Source organism: Micromonospora sp. NPDC005979, assembly GCF_040614415.1.
Taxonomy (GTDB): domain Bacteria; phylum Actinomycetota; class Actinomycetes; order Mycobacteriales; family Micromonosporaceae; genus Micromonospora.
The window spans coordinates 15,754-36,182 of the sequence record NZ_JBEXUR010000024.1 but is presented as its reverse complement, the minus strand read 5'-3'; the positions used below and the strand labels follow the sequence as shown (position 1 = coordinate 36,182).

Below are 20,429 nucleotides of genomic sequence, written 5' to 3'. Positions count from 1 at the left end.
GGTCGCTAGGCCTGGTGGCGGTCAGGCTCCCGCGGCCGACTTGAGGTCGGCGGCCCGGTCGGTGCTCTCCCAGGTCAGGTCCGGCAGCTCCCGGCCGAAGTGGCCGTACGCGGCGGTCTGCTGGTAGATCGGGCGGAGCAGGTTGAGGTCCCGGATGATCGCGGCGGGGCGCAGGTCGAACACCTCGGCGACCGCGCTCTCGATCGAGGCGACCGGCACGGTCTCGGTGCCGAACGTCTCGATGAAGAGGCTCACCGGGTGCGCCTTGCCGATGGCGTAGGCGACCTGCGCCTCGCACCGCTCGGCCAGGCCGGCGGCGACCACGTTCTTGGCCACCCACCGCATCGCGTACGCGGCCGAGCGGTCCACCTTGGACGGGTCCTTGCCGGAGAACGCGCCGCCGCCGTGCCGGGCGTACCCGCCGTACGTGTCGACGATGATCTTGCGGCCGGTCAGGCCGGCGTCACCCATCGGGCCGCCGATCTCGAACCGGCCGGTGGGGTTGACCAGCAGCCGGTAGCCGTCGGTGTCCAGGCCGAGGCTCTCCAGCTCGGGCGCGATGACGGAGTCGCGCACGTCGGGGGTGAGCAGCGACTCCAGCGAGATGTCGGCGGCGTGCTGGCTGGACACCACGACGGTGTTCAGCCGGACCGGGCGCAGCCCCTCGTACTCGATGGTGACCTGGGTCTTGCCGTCCGGCCGCAGGTAGGGGATCGTGCCGTCCTTGCGCACCGCGGCGAGCCGACGCGCCAGCCGGTGGGCCAGCGCGATCGGCAGCGGCATCAGCTCCGGCGTCTCCGAGCAGGCGAAGCCGAACATCATGCCCTGGTCGCCGGCGCCCTGCGCGTCCAACGCGCTCTCCGACGCCCCGGTCCGCAGCTCGAAGGCGTTGTCGACGCCCTGCGCGATGTCCTCGGACTGCGCGCCGATCGAGACGCTGACCCCGCAGGACGCGCCGTCGAAACCCTTCTTCGACGAGTCGTACCCGATGTCGAGGATGGTCCGGCGGACGATGGTGGGGATGTCGGCGTACGCCTTGGTGGTGACCTCGCCGGCGATGTGCACCTGGCCGGTGGTGATCATGGTCTCGACGGCGACCCGGCTGTGCGGGTCCTCGGCGAGCAGCGCGTCGAGGATGCCGTCGCTGATCTGGTCGGCGATCTTGTCCGGGTGGCCTTCCGTGACCGATTCGGACGTGAAGAGGCGGCGTGTCACGGCACTCCTAAGCGTGTGAGGTCGTTCCGCGGCAGTCTAGTCACCGCTGCGGCCGGTGTCGGGGGCGGTCGCGCCCTGTTCCACCCGTCAGGAGCGGTTGGCCAGCCGCGCCACGACGAGGTCCCACACGGTGTCGGCCACCGCCTCCTTGGCCTGCTCCGGCAGACGACTCACCGAGCCGTCCGCGCCGATGACCGTCACCGTGTTGGTGTCGGCGCCGAAGACCCGGTCCGGACCGACCTCGTTGACCACAATGAGGTCGGCCCGCTTGCGGGCCAGCTTCGCCCGGCCGTTGGCCTCCGCGTCGCCAGTCTCGGCGGCGAACACCACCAGCACCTGCCCCGGTCGCTTGCGCTGGCCGAGCTCCGCCGCGATGTCGGGATTCGTGACGAGCTCGATGGTGGGAGCGACACCGTCGTCCGACTTCTTGATTTTGCCAGGCGCGTACGTCGCCGGTCGGAAATCGGCCGGAGCCGCCGCCATCACGACCGCGTCGGCCTCGCCGGCGGCCTTCAGGGTCGCCTCGCGCAGCTCGGCGGTCGTGCCGACCCGGATCAGGTCGACCCCGGCGGGGTCGGCGAGCGAGACGTTGGCCGCGATCAGCGTGACCCGGGCGCCGCGGGCGACCGCCGAACGCGCGAAGGCGTAGCCCTGTTTGCCCGAGGAGCGGTTGCCGAGGAAGCGGACCGGGTCCAGCGGCTCACGGGTACCCCCGGCGGTGACCACCAGGCGGCGACCCGTCAGGTCCGCCGGGGCGGAGGCACCCCGGGCGAGGACCTGGCGGGCGACCGCGAAGATCTCCGCCGGGTCGGGCAGCCGGCCCTTGCCGGTGTCGGCGCCGGTGAGCCGCCCGACGGCCGGCTCGATCACCCGGACGCCCCGGGAGCGCAGCGTGGCGACGTTCGCGACGGTGGCCGGGTGCTCCCACATCTCGGTGTGCATGGCCGGGGCCAGCACCACCGGGCAGCGGGCGGTCAGCAACGTGTTGGTGAGCAGGTCGTCGGCGAGCCCGTGGGCGGCCTTGGCGAGCAGGTCGGTCGTGGTCGGCGCGACCACCACCAGGTCGGCCTGCTTGCCGAGGCGGACGTGCGGCACCTCGTGCACGTCGGACCAGACGTCGTCGGCGACCGGCTGGCCGGAGAGCGCCGCCCAGGTCGGCGCGCCGACGAATCTCAGCGCCGACGCGGTCGGCACGACACGGACGCGGTGGCCCGACTCGGTGAAGAGTCGCAGCAGCTCACATGCCTTGTAGGCAGCGATGCCGCCGCCGACCCCGAGGACGATCGAGGCGGACATCGACGGTAACGGGCCTACGGCTGGTCGGTCGGCTCGGCGGTGAGTAGGCCGCCGTTGATCTCGCGCATGGCGATGGAGAGCGGCTTCTCCTGCGGGGTGGTCTCGACGAGCGGGCCGACGTACTCCAGGAGGCCCTCACCGAGCTGGCTGTAGTAGGCGTTGACCTGGCGCGCGCGCTTGGCGGCGAAGATGACAAGCGCGTACTTCGACGTCGTCTTCTCGAGGAGCTCGTCGATCGGCGGGTTGGTGATGCCTTCGGGGTTGGCGATGGATCCCACGAATTAACCTCTGCGTCTTTCGAACCGCGCGGACGCGGTGCTGAGTCCCGACGGCGGCCGACCATCAGCCACGCAGGCGCGACCAGGCCGGATCCGGATAAGTTGAACCGAGTAAGCCTAGCAGCTCGTCCACCACCCGATCGGTGAGGTCGTGCGTGAGGGTGTCCGCGAAGGCGGCCGCGACGGCCGCGTCGGGCCGGCGTCCGGGCGGGATCAGCAGCACCAGACGCGCGTCGGGCAGTCGTTGCCGCACCAGCCGGGCCCCGGTCACATCGAGCGGAAGCAGGACCTGCTGCCCGGCGTCGAGCCGGGCGCGCAGCGGCGGGTGCAGGGTCCCCCGGCGGTACGCGCCGATCCGGGACCACTCCAGCAGCTCGCCGGCGGCCGCCCGCCGCTCGAACTCGGCCGGGGCGAGAAACACCCGTTGCTCCCCGTCCACCTCCGGCTCCCGGCGCGGCCTGGTCGTTGCCGGCACCGGGATCCACACGGACGGGAAACGCGCCCGGACGAGCTCGACGACACTCTCCCTGCCGGAACCCGAAGGTCCAGCCAGGACAGTGAGCCGAGCCGCCGGGCGCGCCTCGTCATCCGTGCTCACTGCTTGTTTCTACACGCTGCCAGGTTCAGTTGGCGGCGAACTCTCCAAGCAGTGCCTTGCGCTGCTGCTCGCCGAGGCCGCGCAGACGACGACTGTCGGCGATCTTGAGCTTCTCCATGATCTGGGTAGCCCGGATCTTGCCAATGCCCGGCATCGCCTGCAGGACAGCCGAAACCTTGAGCTTGCCGACGACGTCGTCGCTCTCGGCGCGCTCGAGGACGGCGCCAAGGGTGGTCTTGCCCTGCTTGAGCTGCTCCTTCAGCTCGGCACGGGCCTTGCGGATCTCCGCGGCCTTCTCGAGCGCGGCAGCGCGCTGTTCGGGGGTCAGTGACGGGAGCGGCACCAGTTCTCCTCAGGTCCCTATCGCGGCGGGCGGGGCGCACCGCCGCATCTGTGAAACGTGGTGTCGCTGTGAACCAAGGGGTCCATGGTTCCCAGCGCGGGGAAAACTAGCGGTCAACGGAGCTTTCGGCAACGTGGGCGCGCGATGATCATCGCAAAGTGACCGACCCGTCAGTCAGTCACCGGGCAGCCAGAACAGCCCGGCAGTCGCCCAGCACGCGGTCGGCGGCGGCCCGCAACGCGTCGGCGTCCGGTCCTGCCGACAGGACCTCACGGGAGTAAGACGGGAGCACCGCGGCGAGGCTGGAGCCGAAGACGGTACGCAGATCGGCGGCGCCCGCACCCTGCGCGCCGAGCCCCGGAGCGAGCAGCGGCCCACCCACGGTGGACAGGTCATGACCCGTGTCACCGATGGTGGCCCCGACCACCAGACCGAAGCTGCCGAGGGGGTCCGCACCGCTGTTGAGCTGGGAAATCTCGTCGATCACGGTCTGCGCCACGGTGCGTCCGTCAGCCGTCCGGGCCCGCTGCACGGCCGCGCCCTCGGGGTTCGAGGTGAGGGCCAGCACGAAGACCCCGCCGCCGTGTTTGGCGGCCAACTCGAACATCGGCGCCAACGAACCTACTCCCAGGTAGGGACTGGCCGTGACCGCGTCGACATACAGAGGGCTGGATGGATCCAGGTACGCGGAGGCGTACGCACTGACCGTTGAGCCGATGTCCCCACGCTTGACGTCGAGCAGAACGAGCGATCCGGCTTCTCGTAACTGTCGGATAGTTGACTCAAGAATCGCCACACCGCGGGATCCGAATCGCTCGAAAAAGGCCGACTGAGGCTTGACAACCGCAACCCGGTCACCGAGCGCATCCACCACGGTTCGGGTGAACCGGTCCAGACCGTCGACGTCGTCGGCGAGGCCCCAGCGGGCCAGCAGCCCAGGATGCGGGTCGATGCCCACGCAGAGCGGTCCGCGCTCGTTGACGGCCCGGTGCAGCCGGGTGCCGAAGCTCTCCATCGGACTACTTCCCCTCTTGTCGCCCGGGCGGCGGGCCGCCTCCCGGGGTGCTTGTCGGTTCCCGCTCAGCCGGCCGCCACGGCCGCCGCCACCCCGGCCGCGATCCGGGCCAGGTCGGCGTCGTCCGTCACGTACGGCGGCATCGTGTAGATCAGGTCGCGGAAGGGCCGCAGCCAGACGCCCCGGTCGGCGGCGGCCATGGTGGCCGCGCCGAGGTCGACGTCGTGGTCGAGCTGGACCACGCCGATCGCCCCGAGCACCCGCACGTCGGCGACGCCCGGCTGGGCGCGCAGCGGCTCCAGGCCGGCGCGCAGGCCCGCGCCGATCCTGGACACCTGCGCCGCCCAGTCGCCCGCCTGTAGCAGCCCGATGGAGGCGTTGGCGACCGCGCAGGCCAGCGGATTGCCCATGAACGTCGGACCGTGCGCCAGGACGCCGTCGGCAGAGATCCCACGCGCGATCTCCGGGGTGCACAGCGCCGCGGCCAGGGTCAGGTAGCCGCCGGTGAGCGCCTTGCCCACGCACATCACGTCCGGGGACACCCCGGCGTGCTCGGCCGCGAACATCGTGCCGGTACGGCCGAACCCGGTCGCGATCTCGTCGAAGACCAGCAGCACCCCGTGCGCGCGGGTCACCTCGCGCAGCACCCGCAGGTAACCCGGATGGTGAAAGCGCATCCCACCGGCGCCCTGCACCACCGGTTCCACGATGACCGCGGCCAGTTCGTGGGCGTGCCGCTCGACGGCGTCCACCAACGCCGCCACGTACGCCTCGTCCGGCGGATCGGCGAACCCGCCCGGCGGCACCGGAGCGAAGACCTGCCGGGGCAGCACGTCACCCCAGAGATGGTGCATCCCGCCCTCGGGGTCGCAGACGCTCATCGGGTGGAAGGTGTCCCCGTGGTAGCCGCCCCGCCAGGTGGCCAGCCGACGCCGCTCCGGCCGGCCGACGGCCCGCTGGTACTGCAGGCACATCTTCACGGCCACCTCGACGCTGACCGACCCGGAGTCGGCCAGGAACACGTGCTCCAACCCGTCCGGGGCAAGCTCGACAAGCGTCCGCGCGAGCCGCACGGCGGGCTCGTGGGTGAGCCCACCGAACATCACGTGGCTCATCCGCCCGAGCTGGTCGGTCACGGCCGCGTCCAGCACCGGGTGCCGGTAGCCGTGGACCGCCGCCCACCAGGACGACATCCCGTCCACCAACTCCCGGCCGTCGGAAAGGGTCAGCCGTACCCCCTCGGCGCTGCGGACCACGAACGGCGCGTTCCCCGGCGGCAACGTGGCGTACGGATGCCAGACGTGCGCGCGGTCGACGGCCAGGATCTCCTCGGGTGTCACGCGTACTCCTTCCGGACCGGGCCGGGCCGACCGGCCCGGCCGGGGTGATCGGCGGCGGCGTCCGGGCGGCAGGCCGCGCGGCCGGACCGCACCACCCCCCAACCGCGTCCTTTGCTCTGCTTCAGCGGGGGCAACACCTGGTGTCCGGATATCGGACGCCCACTGTTTCCTCGGTTGAAGCAGAGCAAAGGACGCACGGACCGGTCGGGATCCCCGGCCGACCGACGCACGGACCGGTCGGGATCCCCGGCCGACCGACGCACGGACCGGTCGGGATCCCCGGCCGACCGACGCACGGAGTCGGCGGTGACGCCGCTCCGGGGGCCGGTCAGCGTCACCGGCCGGCGACCGGATCCGGCGTCGCCGCCGTGGCGCTCGCGCGGGCCGCCGCCCGGACCAGGGCCGGGCCCCGGTAGATGAAGCCCGTGTAGAGCTGCACCAGGGCGGCGCCGGCATCGAACATCCGGGTGGCGTCGTCCGGGTCGAGCACGCCGCCGACCCCGACGATGGGCAGCCGGCCGCCGGTCTCGCGATGCACGAAGGCCACCACGTCCCGGGCACGGCCGGTCAGCGGCCGACCGGACAGACCGCCGGCCTCTGCGCCACGGTCGGTGTCCACGGCGGCCAGCCCGTCGCGGGCCAGGGTGGTGTTGGTGGCGATCACCCCGGCGGCGCCCCGGGCCAGGCAGACCTCCAACAACTCGGCGATCGCCGCCTCGGTCAGGTCCGGCGCGATCTTCACCAGCACCGGCTTCTCCCCCACCAACGCGCCGAGCAGCGCGTCCAGGTGGGCACGGTCCTGCAACGACCGCAGACCTGGCGTGTTCGGCGACGACACGTTCACCGCGAAGTAGTCGCCGTGCCCACGCAGCGCCCGGTACGAGGCCAGATAGTCCTCGACCGCCTCGTCGAGCGGAGTCACCTTGGACTTGCCCAGCGAGATGCCCAATGGCACCCCGAGTGGACCGGGCAACGCAGACAGCCGGGCGGCCAACGCCTCGGCGCCGGCGTTGTTGAAGCCCATCCGGTTGACCACCGCCTCGCTGGCCGGGAGCCGGAACAGCCGGGGCCGCGGATTGCCCGGCTGGGCGTGCGCGGTGACCGTGCCGACCTCCACGAAGCCGAAGCCGAGCGCCGGCCAGGCCGGCAGCGCGGCGCCGTCCTTGTCCATGCCGGCAGCCAGCCCGACCGGGTTGGGGAACCGCACGCCGAAGACCGTGCGCGGCGCCTCGACGGCGTACCGGGCCCGCAGCGCGGCCAGGGCGGCGGGACGCCGCGACAGTGCGGCCAACCGCCGCAGCGTCCACTCGTGCGCCGTCTCGGCGTCCCCGCCGCCGAGCCGGAACAACCCGGGCCGAACGACCCGCTCGAACAGCGTCACTGCGCCGCCCGCAGGGTGGCGTGCAGATCCTGCAACGGTCGCACCCGCATGTCGCCCCGGATACGTGCCTCGATCCCCATCACCGCCGCGGCCGCGCCGGGGACCGTGGTGATGCAGGGGATGTCGGTGGTGACGGCGGCGCTGCGGATCTCGTAACCGTCAGAGCGGGCACTCGCGCCCGAGCCCTGCGGCGTGTTGATCACCAGCGCCACGTGGCCGCCGAGGATCAGCGACACGGCGTCGTCGCCCTCGCCGGCCTGGTAGTGCTTGCGGATCTGCTCGCAGGCGATGCCGTGCCGGCGCAGCACCTCGGCGGTACCGGCCGTCGCCACGATCTCGAAGCCCAGGTCGGCCAGCCGCTTGATCGGGAAGATCATGCCGCGCTTGTCCCGGTTGGCAACCGACACGAAGATCTTCCCGGCGGTCGGCAACGACCCGTACGCGGCCGACTGGCTCTTGGCGAAGGCGTGCCCGAAGTTGGTGTCGATGCCCATCACCTCACCCGTCGACTTCATCTCCGGGCCGAGCAGCGAGTCGATCCCCTTGCCCGCGCGGGTACGGAAGCGCTTGAACGGCAGGACCGCCTCCTTGACCGCGATCGGCGCGTCGGCGGGCATCGTCCCACCGTCCCCCGTCGCCGGGAGCAGACCCTCGGCACGCAGCTCGGCGATGGTCGCACCCAGCGCGATCCGGGCCGCCGCCTTGGCCAGCGGCACCGCCGTCGCCTTCGAGACGAACGGAACCGTCCGCGACGCGCGCGGGTTGGCCTCCAGCACGTAGAGCACGTCGTCCTTGAGCGCGTACTGCACGTTGAGCAGACCGCGCACGCCGACACCCCGGGCGATGGCCTCGGTGTAGCGGCGGACCTCGGCCAGGTGCGAGCCCGCCAGGGTGATCGGCGGCAAGGCGCAGGACGAGTCTCCGGAGTGGATGCCGGCCTCTTCGATGTGCTCCATCACGCCGCCGATGTAGACCTCGCCGTCGGTGTCGCACAGGGCGTCCACGTCGATCTCGATGGCGTCGTCGAGGAACCGGTCCACCAGCACCGGGTGGTCGCCGGAGATGTCGGTGGCCCGGCCGATGTAGTCACGCAGCGTCGGGTCGTCGTACACGATCTCCATGCCGCGCCCACCGAGCACGTAGGACGGACGGACCAACACCGGATAGCCGATCTCGTCGGCGATCGTCTTGGCCTCGTCGTACGAGGTGGCCATGCCGTGTGCCGGCGCGCGCAGCCCGGCGCGGGCCAGGACGGCGCCGAACGCGCCCCGCTCCTCGGCCAGGTGGATCGACTCCGGCGAGGTGCCGACCACCGGCACGCCCGCGTCCTTGAGCCGCTGCGCCAATCCCAGCGGGGTCTGCCCGCCGAGCTGCACGACCACACCGACCACGCCCGGGCCGCCGGCCGCGCGCCCGGAGGAGTCCTCCGCGTGCCAGGCCTCCAGGACGTCCTCGAAGGTCAGCGGCTCGAAGTAGAGCCGGTCCGCGGTGTCGTAGTCGGTCGACACCGTCTCCGGGTTGCAGTTGACCATCACGGTCTCGTAGCCGGCCGCCCGCAGCGCCTGCACGGCGTGCACGCACGAGTAGTCGAACTCGATGCCCTGCCCGATCCGGTTCGGGCCGGAGCCGAGGATCAGCACCTTCGGCCGGTCCGACGGCACGACCTCGGTCTCGGAGTCGTACGACGAGTAGTGGTAGGGCGTGCTGGCCTCGAACTCGGCCGCGCAGGTGTCGACGGTCTTGTAGACCGGGCGGACGTCCAGGCGGTGCCGCAGGGCGCGTACGCCGTCCTCGGCCGCCAGCTCCGGACGCAGCGCGGCGAGCTGCCGGTCGGAGAGCCCGGCCCGCTTGGCACGGCGCAGCAGCTCGGCGTCGAGCACCGGCGCGTCGACGATCTCGGTCCGCAGCTCGATCAGCGCCGCGATCTGGTCCAGGAACCAGGGGTCGATGCCGCCGGACGCCTCGCTCACCTCGCTGATCGACGCGCCGAGACGCAGCGCCCGCTCCACCGTGTAGAGCCGGCCGTCGTGTGGCACGCGCAGCGCGGCGAGGGTGTCCGCCAGGGTGACGCCCGCCGGGTCCGGAGTGGTCCAGAACCCGACCGCCTTCGTTTCCATCGAGCGCATGGCCTTGTTCAACGCCTCGGTGAAGTTGCGCCCGAGACTCATGGCCTCGCCCACCGACTTCATGGTGGTGGTCAGCTCCGGGTCCGCGCCGGGGAACTTCTCGAACGCGAACCGGGGGATCTTCACCACCACGTAGTCCAGGGTCGGCTCGAACGCCGCCGGGGTCTTCAACGTGATGTCGTTGGGGATCTCGTCGAGCGTGTAGCCGATGGCGAGCTTCGCGGCGATCTTCGCGATCGGGAAGCCCGTCGCCTTGGAGGCCAGCGCCGAGGAGCGCGACACGCGGGGGTTCATCTCGATCACGACGATCCGGCCGTCGACCGGGTTGACCGCGAACTGGATGTTGCAGCCGCCGGTGTCCACCCCGACCTCGCGCAGCACGGCGATGCCCAGGTCACGAAGGTGCTGGTACTCCCGGTCGGTGAGCGTCATGGCCGGGGCCACGGTGACGCTGTCGCCGGTGTGCACGCCCATCGGGTCGATGTTCTCGATGGAGCAGACGACCACCACGTTGTCGTGCCGGTCGCGCATCAGCTCCAGCTCGTACTCCTTCCAGCCGAGCACGCTCTCCTCGATCAGGACCTCGTGCACCGGGCTGGCCGCCAGGCCGTCGCCGGCGATGCGGGCCAGGTCCTCCGGGGTGTGCGCCATGCCGGAACCCAGGCCGCCCATGGTGAACGACGGCCGGATCACCACCGGCAGGCCCAGCTCGGCGACGGTCGCCTCGACCTCGCCCATCGAGTGGCACACCCGCGAGCGCGGCACCAGCGTGGCCGGGTCCTCGACGCCGAGGCGTACGCCGGCCTTCGCGACGATCTCCTTGAAGAGCTGGCGGTCCTCGCCCCGGTTGATGGCGTCGATGTTCGCGCCGATCAGCTCGACGCCGTACTTCTCCAGGACGCCGTTGGAGTGCAGGGCGACGGCGGTGTTCAGCGCGGTCTGCCCGCCGAGGGTCGCGAGGATCGCGTCCGGGCGCTCCTTGGCGATGACCAGCTCGACGAACTCCGGGGTGATCGGCTCGACGTAGGTCGCGTCGGCGAACTCCGGGTCGGTCATGATCGTGGCCGGGTTGGAGTTGACCAGGCTGACCCGGATCCCCTCGCTGCGCAGCACCCGGCACGCCTGGGTGCCGGAGTAGTCGAACTCGCAGGCCTGCCCGATGACGATCGGCCCGGAGCCGATCACCAGGATGTGCTTGAGATCGGTCCGCTTAGGCATTGCTGCGCCCCTTGCTGTGGTTCCGGCTTCCGATCAACTCGGCGAAGCGGTCGAAGAGGTAGTCCGCGTCGTGTGGACCGGCCGCCGCCTCCGGGTGGTACTGGACGGTGAAGGCGGGCACGTCCACGGCCCGCAGCCCTTCGACCACGTTGTCGTTGAGGCAGACGTGCGACACCCGCACTCCACCGAAGTCGGTGTCGATCACCTGGTCGGGAACCACCGCGCCGGCACCCACACCCGCACCCGGCACCTCGACCGCGAAGCCGTGGTTGTGGCTGGTTACCTCGACCTTGCCGGTGGCCCGGTCGAGCACCGGCTGGTTGATTCCCCGGTGGCCGTAGCCCAGCTTGTAGGTGCCGAAACCGAGCGCCCGACCGAGGATCTGGCTGCCGAAGCAGATGCCGAAGAGCGGCACCTGCCGCCGAAGCGCCTCCCGGGCCACCGCCACCGGACCGTCGGCCGTGGCCGGGTCGCCGGGTCCGGGCGACAGGAAGATCGCGTCGGCGCTGGTGGCGAGCAGGTCCTCGATGCTCGACGAGGCCGGCAGCACGTGGGTCCTCACCCCGCGCGCGGCGAGTCGGCGCGGCACGTTGCGCTTGATGCCCAGGTCGAGCGCGGCCACCGTGAACCGGTGCTCGCCGATCGCGTCGACGACGTACGGCTCGGGAGTGGTCACCTCGGTGGACAGGTCCGCGCCGACCATCTGCGGTGACTGCCGGACCCGGGCCAGCAGGCTCTGGGGGTCCTTCTCGACGCTGGAGATGCCCACCCGCATGGCGCCCCGATCGCGCAGGTGCCGGGTCAGCGCGCGGGTGTCCACCCCGCTGATGCCCACCACACCCTCGGTGGCGAGGCGGTCCTCGAGACCGCCGGTGGCCCGCCAGTTCGAGCCGATCCGGGCCGGGTCGCGCACCACGTACCCGGCCACCCAGATCCGGCCGGACTCGTCGTCCTCGCCGTTGACGCCGGTGTTGCCGATGTGCGGGGCGGTCTGCACGACCACCTGACGGTGGTAGGACGGGTCGGTCAGCGTCTCCTGGTAACCGGTCATGCCGGTGGTGAAGACCGCCTCGCCGAAGGTCTCCCCGACGCTGCCGTACGCCTCACCGGGGAACGTGCGCCCGTCCTCGAGCACGAGGATCGCGGAACGTCTACGCGTCACTTGATTGCCTTTCCGTCCAGGACCGTCGGCTCGCCACGCAGGAAGGTCGCCACGATGCGACCTGGCAGCGTCATGCGGGCGTACGGGGTGTTGCGACTGCGGCTGGCCAGCTCCGCCGGTTCGATGGTGCGGCGGGCCGCCGGGTCGACCAGGGTCAGGGTGGCCGGGGCGCCCGGGGCGGGATCGACGCCGTGCCCGGTCAGTCCGGCGATCCGGGCCGGGACGCGGGACATCCGTTCGGCGATCAGGTCCCACTCGGGACCGAGCACGTCCAGCGCGATGGACAGCGCCGTCTCCAGGCCGAGCATCCCCGGCCGGGCGTACGCCCACTCGCACTCCTTGTCCTCCACGGCGTGCGGGGCGTGGTCGGTGGCGATGATGTCGATCACGCCGTCGGCGAGCGCGGCGCGCAGCGCGGCGACGTCGGCGGCCGTACGCAACGGCGGGTTGACCTTGAAGACCGGGTCGTAGCTCTCCGCACGCTCGTCGGTGAGCAGCAGGTGGTGTGGGGTGACCTCGGCGGTGACGCGTACCCCACGGGCCTTGGCCTGGCGCAGCACCTCGACGCTGCCGGCGGTGGAGACGTGGCAGACGTGCAGTCGGCTGCCCACGTGCTCGGCGAGCAGCACGTCCCGGGCGATGATCGCCTCCTCGGCGACCGCCGGCCAGCCGATCAGCCCGAGCCGGGTGGAGACCTCACCCTCGTGCATCTGGGCGCCCTCGGTGAGGCGGGGCTCCTCGGCGTGCTGGGCGATGATCCCGTCGAACGCCTTGACGTACTCCAGGGCCCGGCGCATCAGCAACGGGTCGGCGACGCAGTGCCCGTCGTCGGAGAAGATCCGTACCCGGGCGGCGGAGTCGGCCATCGCCCCCAACTCGGCGAGGCGCTCGCCGGCCAACCCGACGGTGACCGCCCCGATCGGCTGCACGTCGACCATCCCGGCCTCCCGGCCGAGCCGCCAGACCTGCTCGACCACGCCGGCGGTGTCCGCGACCGGCGACGTGTTGGCCATCGCGCAGACCGCCGTGTAGCCGCCCAGCGCCGCCGCCCGGGACCCGGACTCGACCGTCTCGGCGTCCTCCCGGCCGGGTTCGCGCAGGTGGGTGTGCAGGTCGACCAGGCCGGGCAGGGCCACCAGGCCGGTTCCGTCGATGACGGTGGCGTCCGGCGCGGACAGCCCCGGACCGACCTCGGCGACGACGCCGTCGCGGATCAGCAGGTCGGTCGGCGCGGCGCCGACGATGCTCACGCTGGTGATGAGGTACGCGGTCACCGGTTGTTCCCTCCGAGCAGCAGGTACAGAACAGCCATCCGGACGGAGACCCCGTTGGTGACCTGTTCGACGATGGTGGAGCGGGGTGAGTCGGCGACCTCGGGGGTGATCTCCATCCCGCGGTTCATCGGACCGGGGTGCATGACGATCGCGTGCTCGGGCAGGCGACGCATCCGGGGACCGTCCAGCCCGTAGCGGCGGGCGTACTCGCGGGCGGAGGGGAAGTAGGAGTCCCGCATCCGCTCCCGCTGCACCCGCAGCATCATCACCGCGTCCACGTTCGGCAGCACCGCGTCGAGGTCGTACGACACGTCGATGCCCGGGGCGAGCGCTCCGGCGATGTCGACGGGGATGAGGGTGGGCGGGCCGACCAGGGTGACCTTCGCGCCGAGGGTCGACAGGAGCAGCACGTTGGAGCGGGCCACCCGGGAGTGCAGCACGTCCCCGACCACCGCGACCGACAGGCCGGCGAGCCGGCCCAGCCGGGACCGCATGGTGTACGCGTCGAGCAGCGCCTGGGTCGGGTGCTCGTGCGTGCCGTCGCCGGCGTTCACGACCGACCCGTCCACCCAGTTGGCCAGGCGGTGCGGGGCGCCGGAGGCGGGGTGCCGTACGACGACCGCGTCCGCGCCCATCGCCTGCAGGGTCAGCGCCGTGTCCTTCAGGCTCTCGCCCTTGGCGACGCTGGACCCCTTGGCGGAAAAGTTGATCACATCGGCGCTGAGTCGCTTCGCCGCCGCCTCGAACGAGATCCGGGTCCGGGTGGAGTCCTCGTAGAAGAGGTTCACCACCGTCCGGCCGCGCAGCGCGGGCAGCTTCTTGATCTCCCGCCCGGCGACGGTCGCCATCTCGGCGGCGGTGTCCAGGATCTCGGTGGCGGTGTCGGCGTCCAGGTCCGCGCCGGAGAGCAGGTGCCTGATCATGAGTGAGCTCCCCCGTACAGCTTGACCTCGTCGGTTCCGTCGGTCTCGGCGAGCGTCACCTTGACGCTCTCGGCGAGCGCGGTGGGGATGTTCTTGCCGACGTAGTCGGCGCGGATCGGCAGCTCGCGGTGGCCGCGGTCGACCAGCACGGCGAGTTGCACGGACGCCGGGCGACCGACGTCGTTGAGCGCGTCGAGCGCGGCCCGCACGGTCCGGCCGGAGAAGAGCACGTCGTCGACGAGGATCACCCTCTTGCCGTCGATGCCGCCGCTGGGCACCTGGGTCGGGCCGATCGCGCGGGTGGCGTGCCGGCGCAGGTCGTCGCGGTAGAGCGTGATGTCGAGCACACCGACCGGGACGACGACGTCCTCGAAGGTGCTGATCCGGGCGGCGAGCCGCTGCGCGAGGGGGACGCCGCGGGTGGGAATCCCGAGCAGCACGGTGTCGGCCGCGCCCTGGGTCTTCTCCAGGATCTGGTGGGCGATGCGGTCGACCACCCGCTGCACGTCGGCGCTGGCGAGGATCACCTTCACCGAGGGTTGTCGCGGTGGTGACGGGCGGGCAGCCGGTGGGGACGCCACGGCGGACCTCCTTCCCCGCCTCACGGGACGGGTCGTTAAAGGATGTCGGGCACCTCCGGCCGGGGAGCGCGAGCCGCCCTGGCCGGGGCTTCACGCCACGTTACCAGTGGTCACCGCGCCGACCGACAGCGGCCGCTGACCACCGGATCAGATCCACGAAACACCCATGAGCCCCTCGGCCCTCCCCAACGGTAAGGTCACGACCACTTGACCAGGTGTCCCATTCCCCGTACCGTCACGCTCCGTAGCGATCGACGGGAGAACCCCGAGCAGCACTGGGAGTGTCCGAATGCCCTCTGAATACGCCAAATCTCTGGGCGCCCGCCTGCGCTCCATCCGCCAGCAGCAGGGCCTCTCCCTGCAGGGTGTGGAGGAGAAGTCGAACGGGCGGTGGAAGGCCGTGGTGGTCGGCTCGTACGAGCGTGGCGACCGGGCCGTGACGGTGTCCCGTCTGGCCGAGCTGGCCGAGTTCTACCGTGTCCCCGTCTCGGAGCTGCTGCCCGACGGCAGCGGTGTCCGGCACGAGCCCACCAGCAAGATCGTCCTGGACCTGGAGCGGCTCTACGACGAGGCCTCCGAGGACCTGGCCTACGTCGCCCGCTACGCCCGCGCGATCCAGCAGCAGCGCGGTGACTACAACGGCCGGGTGCTCTCCATCCGCGCCGACGACCTCCGGGCGCTCGCCATCGTCTACGACGCCTCACCGTCGGGTCTGATCGAGCGGCTCACCGAGCACGGCGTGCTGGTGGCCGACCCCCGGGCGTTCTTCGCCTCCTGAGCTGTCGCTTCACCTGATCTGCCGTTCGACGAGAAGGGCCCGTGCCGGTGGCACGGGCCCTTCTCGTTCGCGGTGCTCGCGTCGGCTCAGCGGGTGGCGTACTCGGCGATGCGGCCGAGCACACCGTTGAGGAAGCGCGGCGAGTCATCGGTCGACATTTGCCGGGCCAACTCGACCGCCTCGCTGATCGCCACCGCGTCGTCGATCTCGTCGACGTAGAGCAGCTCGTAGACGGCGATCCGGGCCAGGTTGCGATCGACCACCGGCATCCGGTCGAGGGTCCAGCCCTCGGCGTAGCTGGCGATCAGCTCGTCGATCCGGTCCAGGTGCTCGGCGACCCCCTCGACCAGCCCCACGGTGTAGCCGAGGTGCTCCGGGCGGGGCTGTTCGATGCGCTGGAGGTAACCGGCCAGGACCTCGACGGGCGGACGATCCCGCAGATCGGCCTCGTACAGGACGTCCAGCGCCCGCTTGCGCGCCTTGCGGCGCGCCGGCATCTGCTGCTTGGGACCCTCAGCCATCAGGCGCGGCCGAGGTAACGGCCGTCGCGGGTGTCGACCTTGATCTTCTCACCGGTGGTGATGAACAGCGGAACCGGCACGGTGGCGCCGGTCTCGACGGTCGCCGGCTTGGTGCCACCGGTCGAGCGGTCACCCTGCAGACCCGGCTCGGTGTAGGTGACCTCGAGCACGACGCTGGTGGGCAGCTCGATGTAGAGCGGCACATCCTCGTGGGTGGCGACGGTCGCCTCCGCCTCGGGCAGCAGGTAGTTGGCTGCCTCCCCGACGGTGCCGCCGGGCACGGTGATCTGGTCGAAGGTCTCCAGATCCATGAAGACGAAGTCCTCACCGTCGGCGTACAGGTACTGCATCGTGCGCTTGTCCACGGTCGCGGTCTCGACCTTGGTGCCCGCGTTGAAGGTCTTGTCGACCACCTTCCCGGACAGCACGTTCTTCAGCGTGGTGCGGACGAACGCACCACCCTTACCGGGCTTGACGTGCTGGAACTCGACGACGGACCAGAGCTCGCCGTCAAGGTTGAGTACCAGGCCGTTTTTGAGGTCGTTGGTGGAGGCCATTTCCTGCCTTGATCATCAATTGGCGGACAGACCTGGCAAGTCTACAAGCTGCGCCGAGATGCGTTACCCGCCGTGGTCGGCCGTCCGCGACCACGGTGCCCCGACAGCGACCGGTGCGCGTCCGCCGTGCCGCCAACACCCCGAGATTGGTAACAGGCCGTTACCGACTGGCCGCCACCGGCCCCACCCTTCCGACAGCCTTTGCTCTGCTTCACCCCAGGCAACAGTCACCCTGAGTGGCACTCGACAGGGAGCGTCGGCCAGCCTCGAAACCGACTATGCGCAGGTCGTGGCCGGTGTTTCCGTGATTGAAGCAGAGCAAAGGACACGAGGACCGGGGGCGACCGCCGGAGCGCGGCCGACAGCCAGCGACAGCCAGTGACGGCCCACGTCAGGCAGCGGCATCACGCAGCGTGACTCGACGCGGCGGGGGCAGGAGACGCAGACGTTGTTCAGGGGGTGCGGGTGGCGAGGTGGTGCAGGGCCAGCCGATAGCCGTCAATGCCGAGACCGCAGATCACCCCGGTCGCCACCGCGGAGATCACCGAATGGTGCCGGAACTCCTCGCGGGTGTGGATGTTCGAGATGTGCACCTCCACCAACGGCCCGCGCAGCATGGCGCAGGCGTCGCGCACCGCGTACGAGTAGTGCGACCAGGCGGCCGGGTTGAGCACCACGGCGGCGCCCTCGTCGGCGGCGTCGTGCAGCCAGCCGAGCAGCTCGTGCTCGGCGTCGGTCTGCCGGACCGTGACGTCGAGTCCCAGCTCCCGACCGGCGGCCTCGCACAGCGCCACCAGGTCGGCGTAGGTCGTCGAGCCGTACACGGCGGGCTCCCGGGTGCCCAGCCGACCCAGGTTCGGCCCGTTCAGCACGTACACCCTCATCGGGCCACCGCCTCCCGGTACGCCGCTTCGAGCAGGGCGTCGTCCGGGCCCTCCAGCATCGCCGGGCGGGCCAGCCCGTCCAGCACCACGAACCGCAGCCGGGCGCCCCGAGCCTTCTTGTCGACCCGCATCGTGGCCAGCAGCCGCGGCCAGGCCTCGGCGGGGTAGCTCACCGGCAGGCCGAGCGCAGTCAGGGTGCTCCGGTGCCGGTCGGCGGTCGGGGCGTCCAGCCGGCCGGCGAGCCGGGCCAGTGTGGCGGCGTACACCAGGCCGACCGCGACCGCGTGGCCGTGCCGCCAGCGGTAGCCCTCGTTCTGCTCGATCGCGTGCGCCAGTGTGTGGCCGTAGTTGAGTACCTCCCGCAGACCCGACTCGCGCAGGTCACCGGCGACCACGTCGGCCTTGACCCGGATGGCCCGCTCGATCAGCTCCCGGGTCACCGGCCCACGCGGGTCGGTCGCCGCCGCCGGGTCACGCTCGACGAGTTCCAGGATCACCGGGTCGGCGATGAACCCGCACTTGACCACCTCGGCCAACCCGGCCGCGAGGTCGACGGCGGGCAGGCTGTCGAGGGTGGCCAGGTCGGCGAGCACACCGACCGGGGGGTGGAACGCGCCCACCAGGTTCTTGCCGGCGGCGGTGTTGATCCCCGTCTTGCCGCCCACGGCCGCGTCCACCATGCCCAGCAGGGAGGTGGCGACCGGCACCCAGCGCACCCCGCGCAGCCAGCAGGCCGCGACGAACCCGGCCAGGTCGGTCACCGCGCCGCCGCCGACCCCGACCACCGCGTCGGTACGGGTGAAACCGGCCGCGCCGAGCCGGTCCCAACAGACGGCCGCCACGTCGATCTGCTTGCCCGACTCGGCGTCGGGCACCTCGATCGGCAGCGGGTCGACGCCCGATGCGCGCAGCCGCTCGCCGATCGCGTCGGCCAGGGCCTTGAGCGGGGGCGTGTGCAGCACCGCCGCCCGGGTCGCGCCGGGCAGCAGCCCCGGCAGCGCGCCCAGCAGGTCGCGTCCGACCAGCACGTCGTACGGTCGTTCGCCGCCGACCGGAATCCGGGTCACCTCGTCCATCGCCGGCAGCCTAGTCCAGCGGACGGCGTGGCGAGGGCGTCTGTCCACCTGCTGGCCGGGCGGCCCAGTCGGCCAGCAGGCGGGCGTGCTCGGCCACGGCGGTTCGCAGCGCGTCCGGGTGGCGCACGGTGAACGGGCAGCCCAGGCCGGCGAGCAGCGCGGCCATGCCGGGCAGGCTCTCGGCGCGGGCCCGCAGCAGCACGCCGTCGCCGGTGGCGGTCAGCTCGGCCACACTGCCCGGGATACGCCGCCGGGCGGCGACCAGATCGGTCTCCAGCAGCACCTCGACCTCGTGCCGATACGGCACACCGGCCAGCGACCGGGTCAGCCACGCCACCGCGTCGAAGCCGTCCGGCACCGTGAACGTCGCCGCGCCGGGCGTGACGGCGCCGATCCGGTCCAGTCGAAACGTGCGCACCTCGCCGCGCCGGTGGTCGTGACCGGTGACGTACCAGCGGCCGGCGTGGAAGACCAACCCGTACGGGTCGAGGTCACGATGCGACCGCTCACCGCGCCACGAGCGGTAGTCCAGGCTCACCCGCTGCCGCCGCCGGGCGGCCGCGGCCAGGGCCAGCAGGGTGCCCGACGCCGGTCGCGCCTGGGGCTCGGGCCGCCGCAGTGTGAAGCCGAGGTGCTCCCGCACAGCGGTCAGCCGGTCGGCGAGCGCCGCCGGCAGCACTCGGTCGATCTTCGCCAGCGCGGTCGCCGTGGCCGGCAGTTCGGTGGCCAGCCCGACCCGTTCGGCGACGACCAGGCCGAGCAGCACCGCCACCGCCTCGTCGTCGGTGAGCATCAGCGGCGGCAGCTTGTACCCGGGATGCAGCCGGTAGCCGCCGTGGCGGCCCCGGTCGGCGAGCACCGGAATGCCCAGCTCGACCAGGGTGGCCGCATAGCGGCGCACGGTCCGTTCGTCCACACCGAGCCGGCTCGCGAGGTCGCCGGCCGTCGCCCGGTGCCGGGCCTGGAGCAGCTCGAGCAGGGCCAGCACCCGACCGGCGGGATGAGACACGGGCCACTCCTTCAAACCGGGCGGATCCTGTCCGGTTTCGATCGTACGGTCGGTCGGTAATCGAGAAAAGGAGTGACAGATGGCGACGTTCGTACTGGTGCCGGGGTTCTGGTTGGGCGCCTGGGCGTGGCGGGACGTGACCGCGACCCTGCGTGCGCAGGGCCACGAGGTGTACCCGATGACGCTCACCGGCTTGGCCGAGCGTGCCCATTTGGCCGGCCCGCAGGTGAGCCTGGAGACGCACACCACCGACATCGTCCGGCTGATCGAGGTCGAAGACCTGCACGACGTCCTGCTGGTGGGGCACTCCGGCGGCGGCATGCCGGTCGCCCAGGCGGCGGACCGGATCCCGGACCGGATCGCCCGGGTGATCTACGTGGAGAGTGGACCGTTGCCGGACGGCACCGCACAGTTCGACACCGTGCCGCCGGAGGAACAGCAACGGCTGCGCGCCGTGATCGGCGACGGTGACCTGCTGCCGCCGCCGGCCTGGGACCCGCCGGCCGACCCGTCGAACCTGGCCGGCCTGGACGAGTCGACGCTGTCCCTCCTGCGTGAGCGCTCCACCGCACAGCCGCTGCGGACGGCGACCGATCCGGTACGCCGCACGGGTGGCCGCACGGCACCGACCGCGCTGGTCGCGAGCACCTTCCCGCTCACCGTGGTGCGCGAGATGATCGCCCAACGGCACCCGTTCTTCACCGGACTGGCCGACGGCCCGCTGTACGAGTTGCCCACCGGGCACTGGCCGATGCTCAGCGAGCCGAAGGCGCTGGCCGACATCCTCGACCTGGTCGCCCGAGCCTGACAACGCGCCGATCTTGCGGTTGTGGTTGTCGAGATACCGGAAATGC

20 protein-coding genes are annotated in these 20,429 nt (G+C 71.6%); 2 read left to right on the top strand and 18 right to left on the bottom strand.

The annotated features are described in order from the left end of the window. Positions 1-21: 21 nt before the first annotated feature. The 13 genes from metK to pyrR all read right to left on the bottom strand — a co-directional run bounded on the left by metK (position 22) and on the right by pyrR (position 14,750). Positions 22-1,215 carry a methionine adenosyltransferase gene (metK, locus tag ABZ272_RS28905; protein ID WP_355053087.1) on the bottom strand — a complete coding sequence of 398 codons (1,194 nt, stop codon included), beginning with the start codon at positions 1,213-1,215 and terminating at the stop codon, positions 22-24. Positions 1,216-1,302: 87 nt separating this feature from the next. Beyond that, a complete protein-coding gene (gene coaBC / locus ABZ272_RS28900) occupies positions 1,303-2,511 on the bottom strand; it encodes a bifunctional phosphopantothenoylcysteine decarboxylase/phosphopantothenate--cysteine ligase CoaBC (protein WP_355053086.1) in 1,209 nt (402 codons plus the stop codon). A 14-nt stretch (positions 2,512-2,525) separates the two neighbouring features. Beyond that, positions 2,526-2,789: a DNA-directed RNA polymerase subunit omega gene (rpoZ, locus tag ABZ272_RS28895; RefSeq protein ID WP_074318577.1), complete on the bottom strand. Its 264-nt coding sequence runs from the start codon at positions 2,787-2,789 to the stop codon at positions 2,526-2,528. A gap of 64 nt (positions 2,790-2,853) precedes the next feature. Continuing rightward, the gene (locus ABZ272_RS28890; RefSeq protein WP_355053085.1) at positions 2,854-3,387 is read right to left on the bottom strand and encodes a guanylate kinase; all 534 of its coding nucleotides are present in this window, start codon (positions 3,385-3,387) and stop codon (positions 2,854-2,856) included. A 25-nt stretch (positions 3,388-3,412) separates the two neighbouring features. Continuing rightward, entirely contained in the window at positions 3,413-3,730 is a 318-nt protein-coding gene (mihF, locus tag ABZ272_RS28885) for an integration host factor, actinobacterial type (RefSeq protein ID WP_007458370.1), read from the bottom strand. 178 nt (positions 3,731-3,908) lie between these two features. Continuing rightward, a complete protein-coding gene (gene pyrF, locus ABZ272_RS28880; RefSeq protein ID WP_355053084.1) occupies positions 3,909-4,745 on the bottom strand; it encodes an orotidine-5'-phosphate decarboxylase in 837 nt (278 codons plus the stop codon). A gap of 65 nt (positions 4,746-4,810) precedes the next feature. Further along, positions 4,811-6,085, bottom strand: a complete 1,275-nt coding sequence (locus tag ABZ272_RS28875) for an adenosylmethionine--8-amino-7-oxononanoate transaminase (RefSeq protein ID WP_355053083.1) — start codon at positions 6,083-6,085, stop codon at positions 4,811-4,813. Positions 6,086-6,419: 334 nt separating this feature from the next. Beyond that, positions 6,420-7,466: a quinone-dependent dihydroorotate dehydrogenase gene (locus ABZ272_RS28870; protein ID WP_355053082.1), complete on the bottom strand. Its 1,047-nt coding sequence runs from the start codon at positions 7,464-7,466 to the stop codon at positions 6,420-6,422. Next, the gene (gene carB / locus ABZ272_RS28865; RefSeq protein ID WP_355053081.1) at positions 7,463-10,810 is read right to left on the bottom strand and encodes a carbamoyl-phosphate synthase large subunit; all 3,348 of its coding nucleotides are present in this window, start codon (positions 10,808-10,810) and stop codon (positions 7,463-7,465) included. The genes ABZ272_RS28870 and carB overlap by 4 nt, the downstream gene beginning before the upstream one ends. Next, entirely contained in the window at positions 10,803-11,972 is a 1,170-nt protein-coding gene (gene carA / locus ABZ272_RS28860) for a glutamine-hydrolyzing carbamoyl-phosphate synthase small subunit (protein ID WP_355053080.1), read from the bottom strand. The genes carB and carA overlap by 8 nt, the downstream gene beginning before the upstream one ends. Further along, positions 11,969-13,246 carry a dihydroorotase gene (locus tag ABZ272_RS28855; protein ID WP_355053079.1) on the bottom strand — a complete coding sequence of 426 codons (1,278 nt, stop codon included), beginning with the start codon at positions 13,244-13,246 and terminating at the stop codon, positions 11,969-11,971. Before ABZ272_RS28855 ends, carA begins: the two co-directional genes overlap by 4 nt. Next, positions 13,243-14,169: an aspartate carbamoyltransferase catalytic subunit gene (locus ABZ272_RS28850; RefSeq protein WP_355053078.1), complete on the bottom strand. Its 927-nt coding sequence runs from the start codon at positions 14,167-14,169 to the stop codon at positions 13,243-13,245. Before ABZ272_RS28850 ends, ABZ272_RS28855 begins: the two co-directional genes overlap by 4 nt. Then, the gene (gene pyrR, locus ABZ272_RS28845) at positions 14,166-14,750 is read right to left on the bottom strand and encodes a bifunctional pyr operon transcriptional regulator/uracil phosphoribosyltransferase PyrR (RefSeq protein WP_355053077.1); all 585 of its coding nucleotides are present in this window, start codon (positions 14,748-14,750) and stop codon (positions 14,166-14,168) included. The genes ABZ272_RS28850 and pyrR overlap by 4 nt, the downstream gene beginning before the upstream one ends. A gap of 289 nt (positions 14,751-15,039) precedes the next feature. Here pyrR and ABZ272_RS28840 point away from each other — a divergent pair, with 289 nt between their 5' ends. Next, positions 15,040-15,528 (top strand): transcriptional regulator, encoded by a 489-nt coding sequence (locus tag ABZ272_RS28840; RefSeq protein ID WP_007458348.1) that lies wholly within the window; start codon positions 15,040-15,042, stop codon positions 15,526-15,528. A gap of 86 nt (positions 15,529-15,614) precedes the next feature. Here the strand turns inward: ABZ272_RS28840 and nusB are convergent, their stop codons facing one another. The 5 genes from nusB to ABZ272_RS28815 all read right to left on the bottom strand — a co-directional run bounded on the left by nusB (position 15,615) and on the right by ABZ272_RS28815 (position 19,575). Continuing rightward, the gene (nusB, locus tag ABZ272_RS28835; RefSeq protein WP_355053144.1) at positions 15,615-16,025 is read right to left on the bottom strand and encodes a transcription antitermination factor NusB; all 411 of its coding nucleotides are present in this window, start codon (positions 16,023-16,025) and stop codon (positions 15,615-15,617) included. A gap of 23 nt (positions 16,026-16,048) precedes the next feature. Next, positions 16,049-16,606: an elongation factor P gene (gene efp / locus ABZ272_RS28830; protein ID WP_355053076.1), complete on the bottom strand. Its 558-nt coding sequence runs from the start codon at positions 16,604-16,606 to the stop codon at positions 16,049-16,051. 452 nt (positions 16,607-17,058) lie between these two features. Continuing rightward, complete coding sequence (aroQ, locus tag ABZ272_RS28825) at positions 17,059-17,490, bottom strand: type II 3-dehydroquinate dehydratase (RefSeq protein WP_355053075.1); 432 nt, start codon at positions 17,488-17,490, stop codon at positions 17,059-17,061. Next, positions 17,487-18,566 carry a 3-dehydroquinate synthase gene (gene aroB / locus ABZ272_RS28820; protein WP_355053074.1) on the bottom strand — a complete coding sequence of 360 codons (1,080 nt, stop codon included), beginning with the start codon at positions 18,564-18,566 and terminating at the stop codon, positions 17,487-17,489. Before aroB ends, aroQ begins: the two co-directional genes overlap by 4 nt. Positions 18,567-18,576: 10 nt before the next feature. Beyond that, positions 18,577-19,575 carry a YafY family protein gene (locus tag ABZ272_RS28815; protein ID WP_355053073.1) on the bottom strand — a complete coding sequence of 333 codons (999 nt, stop codon included), beginning with the start codon at positions 19,573-19,575 and terminating at the stop codon, positions 18,577-18,579. 79 nt (positions 19,576-19,654) lie between these two features. Between ABZ272_RS28815 and ABZ272_RS28810 the strand changes: the two genes are divergently transcribed. Beyond that, positions 19,655-20,383, top strand: coding sequence for an alpha/beta hydrolase (locus ABZ272_RS28810; protein ID WP_355053072.1), 729 nt, complete (start codon positions 19,655-19,657; stop codon positions 20,381-20,383). Positions 20,384-20,429 lie beyond the last annotated feature (46 nt).